The 12,461-nt window shown below is 35.1% G+C and carries 12 protein-coding genes and 4 tRNA genes; 6 read left to right on the forward strand and 10 right to left on the reverse strand.

All coding sequences use genetic code 11. From position 1 onward, the window contains the following. Window positions 1-131: 131 nt before the first annotated feature. The 7 genes from EG359_RS16440 to EG359_RS16470 all read right to left on the reverse strand — a co-directional run bounded on the left by EG359_RS16440 (window position 132) and on the right by EG359_RS16470 (window position 2,587). Window positions 132-203 (reverse strand) — tRNA-Glu (locus EG359_RS16440). A 66-nt stretch (window positions 204-269) separates the two neighbouring features. Then, window positions 270-341, reverse strand: a tRNA-Glu gene (locus tag EG359_RS16445). An 87-nt stretch (window positions 342-428) separates the two neighbouring features. Continuing rightward, window positions 429-500 (reverse strand) — tRNA-Glu (locus EG359_RS16450). A gap of 10 nt (window positions 501-510) precedes the next feature. Then, on the reverse strand, window positions 511-765 hold the full coding sequence (gene rpsT, locus EG359_RS16455) for a 30S ribosomal protein S20 (RefSeq protein WP_076353226.1): 255 nt from the start codon (window positions 763-765) through the stop codon (window positions 511-513). 66 nt (window positions 766-831) lie between these two features. After that, window positions 832-1,152, reverse strand: a complete 321-nt coding sequence (locus EG359_RS16460; protein ID WP_076353227.1) for a hypothetical protein — start codon at window positions 1,150-1,152, stop codon at window positions 832-834. Between the two features lie 11 nt (window positions 1,153-1,163). After that, a tRNA-Glu gene (locus EG359_RS16465) sits at window positions 1,164-1,238 on the reverse strand. A gap of 59 nt (window positions 1,239-1,297) precedes the next feature. Next, a complete protein-coding gene (locus EG359_RS16470; protein WP_174567016.1) occupies window positions 1,298-2,587 on the reverse strand; it encodes an N-acetylmuramoyl-L-alanine amidase family protein in 1,290 nt (429 codons plus the stop codon). A 53-nt stretch (window positions 2,588-2,640) separates the two neighbouring features. Between EG359_RS16470 and EG359_RS22505 the strand changes: the two genes are divergently transcribed. The 3 genes from EG359_RS22505 (at window position 2,641) to EG359_RS16485 (ending at window position 6,189) form a co-directional block, all read left to right on the forward strand. Then, complete coding sequence (locus tag EG359_RS22505) at window positions 2,641-5,226, forward strand: putative LPS assembly protein LptD (protein WP_076353228.1); 2,586 nt, start codon at window positions 2,641-2,643, stop codon at window positions 5,224-5,226. Window positions 5,227-5,353: 127 nt separating this feature from the next. After that, entirely contained in the window at window positions 5,354-5,734 is a 381-nt protein-coding gene (locus EG359_RS16480) for a RidA family protein (RefSeq protein WP_045491236.1), read from the forward strand. Further along, window positions 5,734-6,189, forward strand: a complete 456-nt coding sequence (locus tag EG359_RS16485; RefSeq protein ID WP_076353229.1) for a hypothetical protein — start codon at window positions 5,734-5,736, stop codon at window positions 6,187-6,189. The genes EG359_RS16480 and EG359_RS16485 overlap by 1 nt, the downstream gene beginning before the upstream one ends. Before the next feature lie 72 nt (window positions 6,190-6,261). Here EG359_RS16485 and EG359_RS16490 read toward each other — a convergent pair whose 3' ends face one another. Beyond that, window positions 6,262-7,791 carry a trypsin-like peptidase domain-containing protein gene (locus EG359_RS16490; protein WP_076353230.1) on the reverse strand — a complete coding sequence of 510 codons (1,530 nt, stop codon included), beginning with the start codon at window positions 7,789-7,791 and terminating at the stop codon, window positions 6,262-6,264. A 407-nt stretch (window positions 7,792-8,198) separates the two neighbouring features. Here EG359_RS16490 and trhO point away from each other — a divergent pair, with 407 nt between their 5' ends. Both trhO and EG359_RS16500 read left to right on the forward strand, forming a co-directional pair. Further along, window positions 8,199-9,575, forward strand: a complete 1,377-nt coding sequence (trhO, locus tag EG359_RS16495; RefSeq protein WP_076353231.1) for an oxygen-dependent tRNA uridine(34) hydroxylase TrhO — start codon at window positions 8,199-8,201, stop codon at window positions 9,573-9,575. Between the two features lie 4 nt (window positions 9,576-9,579). Further along, the gene (locus EG359_RS16500) at window positions 9,580-10,155 is read left to right on the forward strand and encodes a 5-formyltetrahydrofolate cyclo-ligase (protein ID WP_076353449.1); all 576 of its coding nucleotides are present in this window, start codon (window positions 9,580-9,582) and stop codon (window positions 10,153-10,155) included. Here EG359_RS16500 and EG359_RS16505 read toward each other — a convergent pair. Together EG359_RS16505 and EG359_RS16510 are read right to left on the reverse strand one after the other, a co-directional pair. Next, window positions 10,104-10,685 (reverse strand): hypothetical protein, encoded by a 582-nt coding sequence (locus EG359_RS16505; protein WP_076353232.1) that lies wholly within the window; start codon window positions 10,683-10,685, stop codon window positions 10,104-10,106. The two genes, EG359_RS16500 and EG359_RS16505, sit on opposite strands and share 52 nt — an antisense overlap. Next, window positions 10,669-11,850, reverse strand: a complete 1,182-nt coding sequence (locus tag EG359_RS16510) for a hypothetical protein (protein ID WP_076353233.1) — start codon at window positions 11,848-11,850, stop codon at window positions 10,669-10,671. Before EG359_RS16510 ends, EG359_RS16505 begins: the two co-directional genes overlap by 17 nt. Window positions 11,851-12,033: 183 nt before the next feature. On the opposite strand from EG359_RS16510, the gene EG359_RS16515 reads away from it, so the two are divergent. Beyond that, window positions 12,034-12,375, forward strand: a complete 342-nt coding sequence (locus EG359_RS16515) for a hypothetical protein (RefSeq protein WP_076353234.1) — start codon at window positions 12,034-12,036, stop codon at window positions 12,373-12,375. The last annotated feature ends 86 nt before the right edge of the window (window positions 12,376-12,461 follow it).

Consider the following 12,461-nt stretch of genomic DNA (forward strand, 5'->3'; position numbering starts at 1 on the left):
GATAAAGGGAGTAGTAAAAGTGAGGTTGTATATCTTTATAAAAGATCAATGATGATGAAGCTTTGTATGAAAAAGATAAATAGAGGAGGGTATAGAAACAAAAAAAAGGATTTCCGAAAAAATCCTTTTTGTAGCCCGTAGGGGAATCGAACCCCTCTTACCAGAATGAAAATCTGAGGTCCTAACCGATAGACGAACGGGCCCTCTATCTTCCATTACCGAGGTAATGTGTTAGTTTTTGTTTTTATAAGTATCAACTCTTAATCTTGTAGCCCGTAGGGGAATCGAACCCCTCTTACCAGAATGAAAATCTGAGGTCCTAACCGATAGACGAACGGGCCGGTTAGATTTTTTATTTAAAATAATAGCTTTTCTACTTTTTCTTTAAAAAACCACTGATGTTATACAGTGGTTTTTAAAGATTTAAGTAGCCCGTAGGGGAATCGAACCCCTCTTACCAGAATGAAAATCTGAGGTCCTAACCGATAGACGAACGGGCCAGCTATATTTTTACGCTAATTTATTAACGTGCTTTGTTAATTTGCTTTTTAAGTTAGCTGCTTTGTTTTTGTGGATAATATTTTTCTTAGCTAATTTATCCAATAAAGCGATAACTTTTGGCAACTGTTCTGTAGCTGCAGCTTTGTTCTCCTCATTTCTTAAGGTCTTCAATGCTGTTCTAGCAGTCTTGTGATAATATCTGTTACGAAGTCTTCTAGTTTCGTTTTGTCTAATTCTCTTTAGAGCTGATTTATGATTTGCCATATCGTTTAAATGTGAGTGCAAAACTATAAACTTTTTCTTTAACTACCAAATTTATTTTGAAAATTTTTAATTTTCTTCTGAAAGGTACTTTCTAAGCTTATCTATTGCTTGTTCTATTTTTAAATTTTCCTGTTCTTTTTCTATTTTTTTGATCGTATTTCCAAGCATGATCAGTGCGTTGTTCCATTCCCCAGTTGTATTGGTGAAAGTGAGTTCGTCTATTGTTACTTCAAAAGCAACCCTTTCTCCAGTCCTGTAAAGTCTGAAACTTATTTTATCATCCCTGCCTGTAATCCCTTCTTCATTGATTTGTAAATCGTAACTTTTTGGGTTAGAGTGGACTTTTTTAAAAAGCAATTTTGCTTCTTGTATTTTTAAATCCGGCATGATATCAAATTTGGTAGCCTATAGGGGAATCGAACCCCTGTTGCAAGAATGAAAATCTTGAGTCCTTACCACTAGACGAATAGGCCAAATTTTGAGGTTGCAAAAGTAATAATTAACTTTTAAACCTCAAAATTATTTTTTTAAATTATTTATATACTTTTTGTATCACTGTGTTTTTGATGCCCTTAGCTTCAACTTCTTTTTGAAGCTTTACAGCATCTTCCAACGTATATACCTTTCCGTAGGTGTAATAGAAAACCCCATTGTCTTTTTCTCTTTCCACATCTTTCAGGTTTTGAAGGATGTATGAATTTCCGTTTAATTTTTCACCAGTGTATACTTCGAGGGTATAATAACCCATGCTTATTTTTTGGTTTGGCATGAACCCTACTGCAAAGGCATTTCTAAATCCGGCGTCTTTGGCGCTTTTTAGATTAATGTCTTTTACAGAAGCCATATTGGTTACCGCGTAGTAATACTTGTATTGTCCGTTTTCCTTAAGGGTTAGAATATAGCTTAATCCTTTCAGGGCAGGGTCATTCTCGTTATATTTAGTAGGAGAACTCATCAATAGTATTCTGAAATCATTTTTCAGCGGAGTTTCAGCCGGTTTTTCCGGTTCTTGTTTTCTGGAGGTAAAAGATGACCCTCCGGATTTTCTGTCAACCGCTTTTTTATAATCAATGATGGCATTGTAAATACTTTCTGCTATTTCACTCTGGCCTTTTTCGGAAGCTATATAGTGACTTTCCTCCGGGTGATTAATAAAACCAGTTTCTATCAGTACAGATGGCATGGCATTCATACGTAGAACGTGAAGGTTCTTTTGAAATACCCCTCTTGAAGATCTTTTGTCCTTATTCACAAAATTATCCTCTACCAATCCTCCCAAAAGAAGACTGGACTCAAGATATTTACTTTGTTGAAGCTTTAATGCAATGAGAGACTCCGGAGATTCAGGATTGTAGGATCCGAAGATCTGCTTATCCTTTTCATCCAGAAAGATCACGTCATTTTCTCTTTTTGCAACCTCAAGATTTTCGTTGTTTTGGTTAGGTCCCTGTACATAAGTTTCTGTTCCATAGGCTGTAGGTCTCGCTGAAGAGTTACAGTGAATGGATACAAATAAATCGGCCTTACTTCTGTTGGCAAGATTGGTTCTGTCTGAGAGAGACGGGTATTCATCTATCTTACGGGTATAGATAACCTTGAAGTCCCTGTTTTTTTCAAGCATTGCCCCCACCTTTAGGGTAATGGCAAGCGTAATGTCTTTTTCTGCTATTCTTCCAATGTCCGAATAGGACCTGTTAGCCCCATGATCACTTCCTCCATGTCCGGCATCCAAAACGATTGTAAATTTCTTTTGAGAGAAAAAAAAGTTACTCATTAGAATAAGGAGAAATGATAAAATTATTTTAAAATTTTGTTTGTGCATCTTACAGTTATAAAAATTATATTAATTTTGGGCCTTAATTATATATAATAAAATTGGCCAAAACCGTCCTCAAAAATATATTACAAATTTTAATTATCCTAATTTTTAACAATTTTTTAGCACAAAAAACGCCTGAGAAATTGCCTAAAAATGCGGTTAATGATACTATTTCCAAAAAGGATACCATAGTTGTAAAAAAAGAAGCTTTAGATGATATACTTCATACAAAAGCAGATGATCAACGAAGAGATATCCCCAAGAAAATGACATTCCTTAACAAGAATGCCCAGGTAAAATACCAGGATATGCAGATTGATGCAGATTATATTTCTATTGATGATAATAAAAATCTGATCTATGCCAGGGGGAAACAAGACTCTTTAGGAAAAATAATAGAACCTGTAATCACTACCCAGGCAGGGAAGAAATATGAAACCAACGAGTTTAGTTATAATACAAAAACCAAACAGGCTATCGCTTTCAATGCCAGAACGGAGGAAAGTGAAGGGGTAATTATAGCGCAAAAAACAAAAAAATATAATGATTCTGTGTTTGCAATGCGTAAAGCAGACTATACTACAGATGAATATTTTTTAAAGAAAAAAGATACGGCTGCGGATTATTTTATGAGAGCTTACAATATCAAGCTTATCAAAACCAAAAATAAATCTCAGATCGTTACCGGACCTATTCAGATGTTTATAGAACAGGTTCCTACACCTCTATATCTGCCATTTGCCATCTTACCGTTTTCTGATAAAAGAGCGGCAGGTATTCTTATCCCAAGTTTTGGGGAAAGAGAAGATGTAGGTTTCTTCCTAAATGGAATAGGCTATTACCAGCCGATTGGTGAACATTTTGACCTTAAAGTTCTTGCTGACATTTATACCAAAGGAAGCTGGAACCTGCGTCCTCAGGTGAACTATCAGAAGAAATACCGCTATTCAGGAACCTTTAATGCAGATGTTGGAACAATGGTAAGAGGAATCAAGGGATTGGATGATTATAATAAAAACAGTACCTATAGAATTAACTGGAGCCATGCACAGGATGTTAAAGCGAACCCTTTCCTTACGTTTAGTGCACAGGTGGATATCGTAAGTACGAAGTTTTATAACAATACACTTAACAACAGTAATATTTTCAACCAGAATGTCCTGAATACTCAGCAGAACTCTACGGTAACTCTTACCAAAAGGTTTTTGAAGCTTCCGGTTACTATTACAGGGACGGCATCATATTCTCAGAATTTTGCAACAGGTTCTTCCGATCTTCGTTTGCCACAAATGAACGTAGCGGTTAATCAGTTTTATCTGTTTAAATCAAAAACGGGAGTGAGACAGGGACTTCTTGAAAATATTACGGTAAATACTGGTTTCAATCTTACCAACTTTGTAAGCACTCAGGAAAATGAATTGTTTAAAAAGGAAATGTGGGATAAAATGCAGACGGGTCTTAAGAACAATATTGCGTTGGCTACCAATACTACATTGGCGAAGTATTTTACTTTCAGTTTAAGTGCAAATATTGACAATGGTTTAACGACAAAAACACTTAACAGATATTATGATCCTATAAAGAATGTTACAGTGGATGAGATCAATAAAAACTTCACAGGATATTCTACTTTCTCTACAACAGCCAGTCTTCAGACAACGCTTTATGGGATGATGAAGTTCAAAAAAGGATCTGCTGTAGAGGCAATAAGACATATGATGACTCCAAGTATTGGATTTACATATGCTCCGGATTTTTCAAGTCCTAACTTCGGATATTATAGAAATTACTATAATGCAACAGGTGCTATTACTCCATATTCCATTTTTGAAAAAGGGATCATAGGAAGCCCGTCAAGTGGTATGGTAGGAGCATTAGGTTTTAGTATCGGGAATAATATCGAAATGAAGGTAAAGTCTAAAAGCGACTCAACTGGTGTGAAGAAGATCAAGATCTTTGAATCCCTAAACCTTACAGGGAGCTATAACTTTGCTGCAAAAACTCACCCTTGGTCTATTTTCACCATCAATGGGCAGTCTTCTTTCTTTAATAACAAACTTACAGTAAATACAAGTCTTTCCCTTGAACCTTATAAAATTGAGTTTTTACCAGGACAGGATACCGGAATCAGAACTGAGCAATTCGGACATTTCGGAGTACAGGGATTCAATGTTCAGTTATCTTATCCTTTGAGCAGCGAAATTTTTGGAGAAAAGAAAGATTATGCTAAAAAGTATTCCATGAAAGGAGAGATTCGAAATGAAAATTATTATTTTGATGATGATCACTATGCTCATTTCGATCAAGCCTGGACTTTGAATGTTAATGCGAATTATGCTTATTCAAAAGGTCTTAGCCGATTTGGTAGCAAAATTGCATCCATTGGTCTTGACGGAAGTATTAAGCTTACCCCATATTGGAACATCAATGGCAGTACCCACTATGATTTGGTGACCAAAGAATTGGCATACACAAGGATTGGTTTTTCAAGAGATCAGCGAAGTTTTACCATTAATTTTAACTGGGTGCCATTCGGGCAATATAAAGTGTATGACTTCTTTATTGGGATCAAAGCCAATATCTTAAGCGATGCATTGAAGTATAAAGACCGAAGCTTTACGCAGCCAAATTCACCTTTCTAATATCAGATTGGCATTTGTGAATATAAATTTTATATTTGCAAGCAAAATAAAATCTAATGAAATCGGCTGGAAAGGAAAAAATGAAGAGGGCGATTCCATATGGCATTAAAAAAATAAATATCCACATATGAAACAAATAATCAACACAGTTAATGCACCTGCAGCAATCGGGCCTTATTCACAAGCTAATATGGCGAATGGAGTGTTATATATCTCCGGACAGATTCCTGTAGATCCTGCAACTGGTAAATTGGTAGAGGGAATTGAAAAAGAAACACATCAGGTAATGAAAAACCTTGAGGCAATTCTTACTGAAGCTGGAATGACTTTCAAAAATGTTGTAAAGGCAACAATTTTCCTTAAAAGTATGGATGATTTTGCTGTAATGAATGATATTTATGCTTCTTATTTAGATGCAGAAAGCTATCCTGCTCGTGAAACAGTACAGGTTTCTTGTCTGCCTAAAAATGTGGATATCGAAATTTCTATGATTGCACATCAGGATTAATGAATTTTATAAGAAATACAATTGCGGTGTTGGTAGGCCTTGGTATTGCGGGGCTTATTATTACTCTTGGTATAAGAGTTTTTCCGCAATGGGTAACTTTTGAGGCCTTTGCTCCATTTGAGCATTGGCAAAGGTTTCTTTTCAGTATGAAAGATGATAAGGCCTTTTTTGGCTTCCTGTTATTTATTTCCGGATTAGGAACTACCATTGGAGGTGTAGCAACGGCAATCATCGTTAAATATGCCAAGGTAGCCTATGCTATTCTTATCGGCTTTATTATGCTTTTCATTGCGATGTTGGATGTGATTATATTTCCTTATCATCCTACATTCTATAAGATTTCTATCTTCCTTACCTTTTTCCCGTTTTCCTGGATTGGTGGTAAGATTGTAGAAGTGATCTATGAACGGAATAAGAAGAAAAGAATCGCTGAAAAAATGAATAAACCTAAATAAAAATAACAAAAAACGCTGCAAATATTTGCAGCGTTTTTTGTTGATATGAAAATAATTATTGTTTAGTTTTGATTAAGGCATTTTAAATCCTTTAGTATAAATTCTTCCGTAGTCATCTACAAATTTTATCTGTACATTTCCTTGGTATTTATCCAGGATATTTTCTACATCTTTCTGTGAATTCACCGGTTTACCATTGACTTCAATGATAATATAGTTGTCTACAATTCCGATTTTCGCCATTTCACTACCCTCTGAAACATTCTTAGCAACTACACCGCTGTTTAAGCCATATTCTGTCTTGAATCTCTCATTAAGAGGGTTGAATTCGGCACCAATCTTTTCTGCAATACTAAGATCTGCCTTTGTTCTGGTAGAAGTACCTCCTTTCTGGTCTCTAAGAGTTACACTTGTTGTGGATTCTTTACCATTTCTTGAATAAGTTACCTGTACCTTATCACCAGGACGTTTGCTTCCGATAGACATTGACAGGTCAGCAAAATCTGTAATATCATAGCTGTCTATTTTAGTAATGATATCACCCTTTTTAAGGCCTGCATCTTCTGCACCGCTATTATCACCAAATCCTGTTACATATACTCCTGAGCCAGACTTAAGATTAGTCTTGTACTGTTTATTGTATGCTGCTACTAGCTGATCATTGGAAAGATCTAAAGACTGAACTCCAAGGAATCCTCTTTGTACAATACCAAACTTCTTGATATCCTCAACAATTTTTCTTGCTAAGTTAGCTGGAACGGCAAATCCGTATCCTTGATAATATCCTGTAGTAGACTGAATGGCCGAGTTGATCCCAATAAGTTCACCATTCGTGTTTACCAATGCACCACCAGAGTTACCCGGGTTAATCGCGGCATCTGTTTGGATAAAGCTTTCAATTGGATTAGCAGCCTTTCCTTGGCTTCCTAAGATTCCGATACCTCTTCCTTTAGCAGAAACAATTCCTGCTGTTACGGTAGAGTTTAATCCCAGCGGGTTTCCAACTGCAAGTACCCATTGTCCTACATCAATATTGTCTGAGTTTGCAAAGTTTAGGTAAGGAAGTCCCTTTTCTTCAATCTTTAATAAAGAAATATCAGTATTAGGATCAGTACCAACTAAGGTTGCTATATATGATTTTTTGTTGCTCAGGACAACTTCCAGTTTATTGGCACCCGCTACAACGTGGTTATTCGAGATGATATAACCGTCAGGAGAGATGATAACACCAGAACCCATCCCTGAAGGCATGTTGTCCGGAGCCTGCTGTTGCTTTTGCCTTTGCTGGCCTCTTCCTCCAAAAGGATCTCCGAAGAAATAGTCAAATAGATCCTGCTCAGATGCTCTGTTTGCAGTTCTACTTTGATAATTTTTAATCGTAACTACAGCAGGAACGGTTGTCTTTGCCGCCTTTACAAAGTCATCACCTACCGCTCCGGTATTCATTCCGGCAAATGTTGCCGTAGGTGCGGATGTTGTGAAAAAAGATTGATCTCCGTTGTTGGAGGTATGTCCAAAATATTGTATAGCTCCAACGGTAGTAGCTCCTGAAATTACTCCGACTACTGCAAATGGTAATAGTTTTTTTAAAGTACTCTTCATTGTATATCTTTCTTGTTTATTAATTAATTTCTTATTAATGTTTTTGAGTAAACAAATTTAATGTTAAATAAGTAAGCAATTAGTATGCTATGTTTCAATTTTAACTAAAATTTAACGGCTATTATGTCATTTTGTACATTATGTCATAATTGTTAACACGATAGTTAACAAAAATTAAAAAAATATTAAAGAAAATGATACATCATCATATAATCTAACAGTGTAATGTAAAAGAGTATAGTATAGAAAAATCAATGCCATTGTGGTGTTTTCGTAATCAATTATTACTCATCGTGCAAAGTTCCATTAATCGAGCTTTTTGAATTGTGATTATGTCTAAGAAATGCAATTAATTGAAAAATTACTATCTTTGCGAAAATATTTTTCTCACTTAAAACGTTTATAGCATGCAACTGTATAACACCTTAAGCGCAGAAGAAAGAGCTCAACTTATTGATGAAGCTGGTAAGGATCGTCTTACTTTGTCTTTCTATGCGTATGCCAAAATTGAAGATCCCAAAAAATTTCGCGACGAATTATTTATAGCCTGGAACGCCATTGATGCCCTAGGTCGTATTTATGTTGCACATGAGGGAATAAATGCTCAGATGAGTGTTCCTGCAGATCAATTTGAGGATTTTCGTAATACGCTGGAAGTTTATGACTTCATGAAAGGGATTCGTCTAAATGTAGCAGTAGATCAGGACAATCATTCTTTTTTAAAGTTAACCATAAAAGTTAGAAATAAAATTGTTGCTGATGGTTTGAATGACGAAACTTTTGATGTTACCAATAAGGGAATTCACTTAAAAGCTCAGGAATTTAATAATATGCTAGAGGATCCCAACACGATTGTAGTTGATTTTAGAAATCACTACGAGAGTGAAGTAGGGCACTTTGAGGGAGCTATTACTCCTGATGTTGAAAATTTTAGAGAAAGTCTACCGATCATTAATGATCAACTGCAAGATTTTAAAGAAGATAAAAACCTGTTAATGTATTGTACCGGTGGAATCCGTTGTGAAAAGGCCAGTGCTTACTTTAAACACCAAGGTTTTAAGAACGTTTTCCAGTTAGAAGGTGGAATCATTGAATATACCCGTCAAATTAAGGAAGAAGGAATAGAAAGTAAATTTATTGGTAAAAACTTCGTATTTGACCACCGTTTAGGTGAAAGAATTACCGACGATATTATTTCCCAATGTCATCAATGTGGAAAGCCTTGTGACAATCACACCAATTGTGCTAATGATGCGTGTCATTTATTATTTATTCAATGTGATGAATGTAAAGCCGCAATGGAAAATACTTGTTCTACTGAATGTTTGGAAACAATACACTTACCACTAGAAGAGCAGGTTCGATTAAGAAAAGGATTACAGGTTGGAAATAAAGTGTTCAGAAAAGGAAAATCTGATGCTCTGAAATTTAAAAATTCAGGAGGTTTATCAACCCAGCCTTTAGGAAAAGCTACGAAAGCTGAGACAAAGGATATTCGCCAGAAAATAAAAGTTAAAAAGACATTCATTGGAAAGGCTGAACATTATTATTCAAAATCAAAGATTGCACAGTTTTTAATTGAAAACAAAGAACTTTCTATAGGTGATAAAGTTTTGATTTCAGGACCAACTACAGGAGAGCAGGAGGTTACAATTACCCAGATTTATGTAAACGGAGGTCCTTGTGAAATAGCAAATGTAGGGGATCAGATTACTTTTGAACTTCCATTTAGAGTTCGTTTGTCTGATAAATTATATAAAATTGCGCAAGCTGAAAATGCATAAGAGTATGCTAAAAGCAGAACTTAGAAAAAAATATATACAAAAAAGAAAAGCCTTGTCTTCTGATGAGGCTTTCTTGTTATCTGAAAAGATTTTTGAAAATTTCATTCATTATTTCAATCCAAAAGAGGGAGAGAAAGTACATGTTTTTATTCCGATTTTGTCCAGAATGGAAATTGATACCCAAATCTTCATTCAGTATTTTTTATCACATAATATCCGCGTATTTGTGCCTAAAATTGTCGGAGATAAGCTCATCAATATAGAAATTTTTGAAGATACATTATTTGAAACCAACAGTTGGGGGATTTCAGAACCTGTTTCCAATGAGGATTCCCAGGAAAATGATTATCATTATGTGATTACCCCTCTTTTATATTGTGATGAAAAAGGAAATAGGGTAGGATATGGAAAGGGATTCTATGATGGTCTTTTTCAGAGGATGTCATCAGTGACAAAAAAAATCGGAGTCAATTACTTTGACCCCGATGAATGTATTGATGATGTCTGGGAAAATGATATTCCGCTAGACTATTTGGTTACTCCTACAGAAGTACTGTCTTTTTTAATGGGTTTGGAATAAAAATCTAAAAAATAAAACTTAAATTCCTTTTTAAGCTTGGACGTAGACAGTAATATGTACTGTGCGTTCTTCTCAAAATTTCCTAATGACTTATTCTTGCCGTCAAAATACTCTACATTGAACCTCGCGTAATCCAGTGTGTCTTTTTTATAGAATTCTTTGTAGACATTCAAGTTGTTTACTTTCACGGATTTTACTTTCAGACTGTCCAATTCTGTCAATAGCCTTTTAAATGTTAAAGAGTCTGGTTTGTGGAAGTAGCTTTCCATCTGTGAATAAATTACAGTATCTATTTCCGTATTTCTGTTTCCGGATAAATATAAGGTAGAAAGGTCAAGAAGTTCCTGAACTTTTTGTTTAGTGATGGAGTTAATCGCCTGCATGCTGTCCATTTGTACAGCAGGATAGCTTTTTGCATTGTTGCTGTTTCGTAGTTTGTCCAGGTCGCTTACCTCTGTTTTTTTATTATTACAGGCAACAAATAAAGTAAGAAGTACCGCGAAAATTAAAAAGTTATTTATTCTTTTCATCTGTGGTGGTAATTTTAAATTTAATGGATACAATTTTGCCATTGTTATCCTTTTTCATTTCTATTACATTCAGGTTTTTCAGTGAAGTAGTAGGAGTGGTTACAAGGGTGATGTACTTTTGTTTGTCAAGTCTTTCAATTCCATAGGTGTCATTGTCATATACCTGAGATATAATGGCATTGTTGCTAATCAGGTTTTCCAGCTGATTTCTTTTCTGCTTGATAAGGGCTACCTGTTCTTCAGGATTTCCGCCTTTAATGTCTTTTATGGAGAAATAATAGACCGCCATCTTGTAATCATCCGGTTTTAGTTCTATCTTTTCTTCTTCAGGGGCATTTTCCAGGCTTCTGTTTACTTCTAAAGGCTCATAGAAAGGAGCACTGATGCGCATTTTTAAATTCTTATCCTTAGTTGAATAAGAAAAACAATCACCAGGCTTTATTTTATACATCAAAGGAGATTCATTTTCCTTAACAACCATAATTTCTAATGTATTGATTACGGAAACTCCTCTGTCCTTATCAATAAAGCAATACTTATAACTTTTTGAAAAAATTACATCTTTAAATCCTAGCAGACCGGTAATGGTAATTAAAACGGAAGTAATAAGTGCCCAAGCATTCTTTTTGAAGAAATTTTTCTTAGGTGGTGGTGTTGAAAATTCAGTTTCATTATTTTTTGTAACGGATTTGTTAACTTGTTGAATTTCAGTTATTGATTTTTGTAAATCAACATTTTCAGGGGTCTTGGGTTCAGTTTTTCTAGGTTGAAACTCATTTTTTGGAAGTTCGGGAGCTGAAGCTACTGTTTTTTCTAATTCATCAATTTCTTCTTCATCCAGATTTTCATTTTCCAGTAATAATTCCCCAGCAAAAAGATGCTGTTTCTTGAATTCGTACCAAGAGTCGTAACCCGCATAAATACTCAATAAATTGAGCATATCTATCCTTGGTAATTTTGTGACCGGTGAATTTTTGAAATAGGTATAAAATGACTTTTCACTGATGTTACCTTTCGCTTTTTTGCGTAGGTCTTCCTGAAAATATATGATATCTATACCCTTCCACTTGGATATGTCATCCTGTGAAGGGGTATATTCTTTTAAATATTGACCCTGAACGTCCTTTTTTAGCTGTTCAAAGTGTAATAAATCTAAATCTGTCAATTTTTTTAAAAATAATTAAATTGTTGATTATCAGCTATATTCTTTTGTAAAACTATTTTACAAAGGTATTACAATTATTTTTCATAAACAAATTTCCTAACTGCTCTACCTTTGTCTTGTTCAAATAACAGAACAGAAGAAAATTTTATAAAACAATATTAACAAAATTAAATTTAATTTATTATGAAAAAGTCATTATTCGTAGCTGCTATCGCTGCAATCTCTCTAGTTGCTTGTAAAAAAACTGACGCTACTGCTACTGAAGGTACAACTGATTCTGCTGCTGCTAACGTAGCTGATTCTGCTGCTGTAGTTTCTGATTCTGCTGCTAAAGTTGTTGATTCTGCTGCAACTACTGCTGTAGAAGCTACTAAAGATGCTGCTGCTGCTACTACTGCTGCTGGAACTGAAGTTGCTAAAGATGCTGCTAAAGGAGCTGCTGACGCTGCTAAAGGAGCTGCTGATGCTGCTAAAGGAGCTGCTGACGCTGCTAAAGATGCTGCAAAAGACGCTGCTAAGAAATAATTTTAGCCTAGCTTAAAAATAAAAGAACCGTTTCACTCAGTGAGACGGTTTTTTTATGTTTTACTATCACAAACAATAAGATGATA

Source organism: Chryseobacterium joostei (assembly GCF_003815775.1).
Lineage (GTDB): Bacteria > Bacteroidota > Bacteroidia > Flavobacteriales > Weeksellaceae > Chryseobacterium > Chryseobacterium joostei.

Bases quoted from the DNA above. Each gene is read 5' to 3' on its own strand.
- EG359_RS16500 (WP_076353449.1), top strand. From the start codon at position 9,580: ATGCTAAAAGCAGAACTTAGAAAAAAATATATACAAAAAAGAAAAGCC.
- EG359_RS16480 (WP_045491236.1), top strand. From the start codon at position 5,354: ATGAAACAAATAATCAACACAGTTAATGCACCTGCAGCAATCGGGCCT.
- EG359_RS16490 (WP_076353230.1), bottom strand. From the start codon at position 7,791: ATGAAGAGTACTTTAAAAAAACTATTACCATTTGCAGTAGTCGGAGTA.
- EG359_RS16460 (WP_076353227.1), bottom strand. From the start codon at position 1,152: ATGCCGGATTTAAAAATACAAGAAGCAAAATTGCTTTTTAAAAAAGTC.
- EG359_RS16485 (WP_076353229.1), top strand. From the start codon at position 5,734: ATGAATTTTATAAGAAATACAATTGCGGTGTTGGTAGGCCTTGGTATT.
- trhO (WP_076353231.1), top strand. From the start codon at position 8,199: ATGCAACTGTATAACACCTTAAGCGCAGAAGAAAGAGCTCAACTTATT.
- EG359_RS16505 (WP_076353232.1), bottom strand. From the start codon at position 10,685: ATGAAAAGAATAAATAACTTTTTAATTTTCGCGGTACTTCTTACTTTA.
- rpsT (WP_076353226.1), bottom strand. From the start codon at position 765: ATGGCAAATCATAAATCAGCTCTAAAGAGAATTAGACAAAACGAAACT.
- EG359_RS16470 (WP_174567016.1), bottom strand. From the start codon at position 2,587: ATGCACAAACAAAATTTTAAAATAATTTTATCATTTCTCCTTATTCTA.
- EG359_RS16515 (WP_076353234.1), top strand. From the start codon at position 12,034: ATGAAAAAGTCATTATTCGTAGCTGCTATCGCTGCAATCTCTCTAGTT.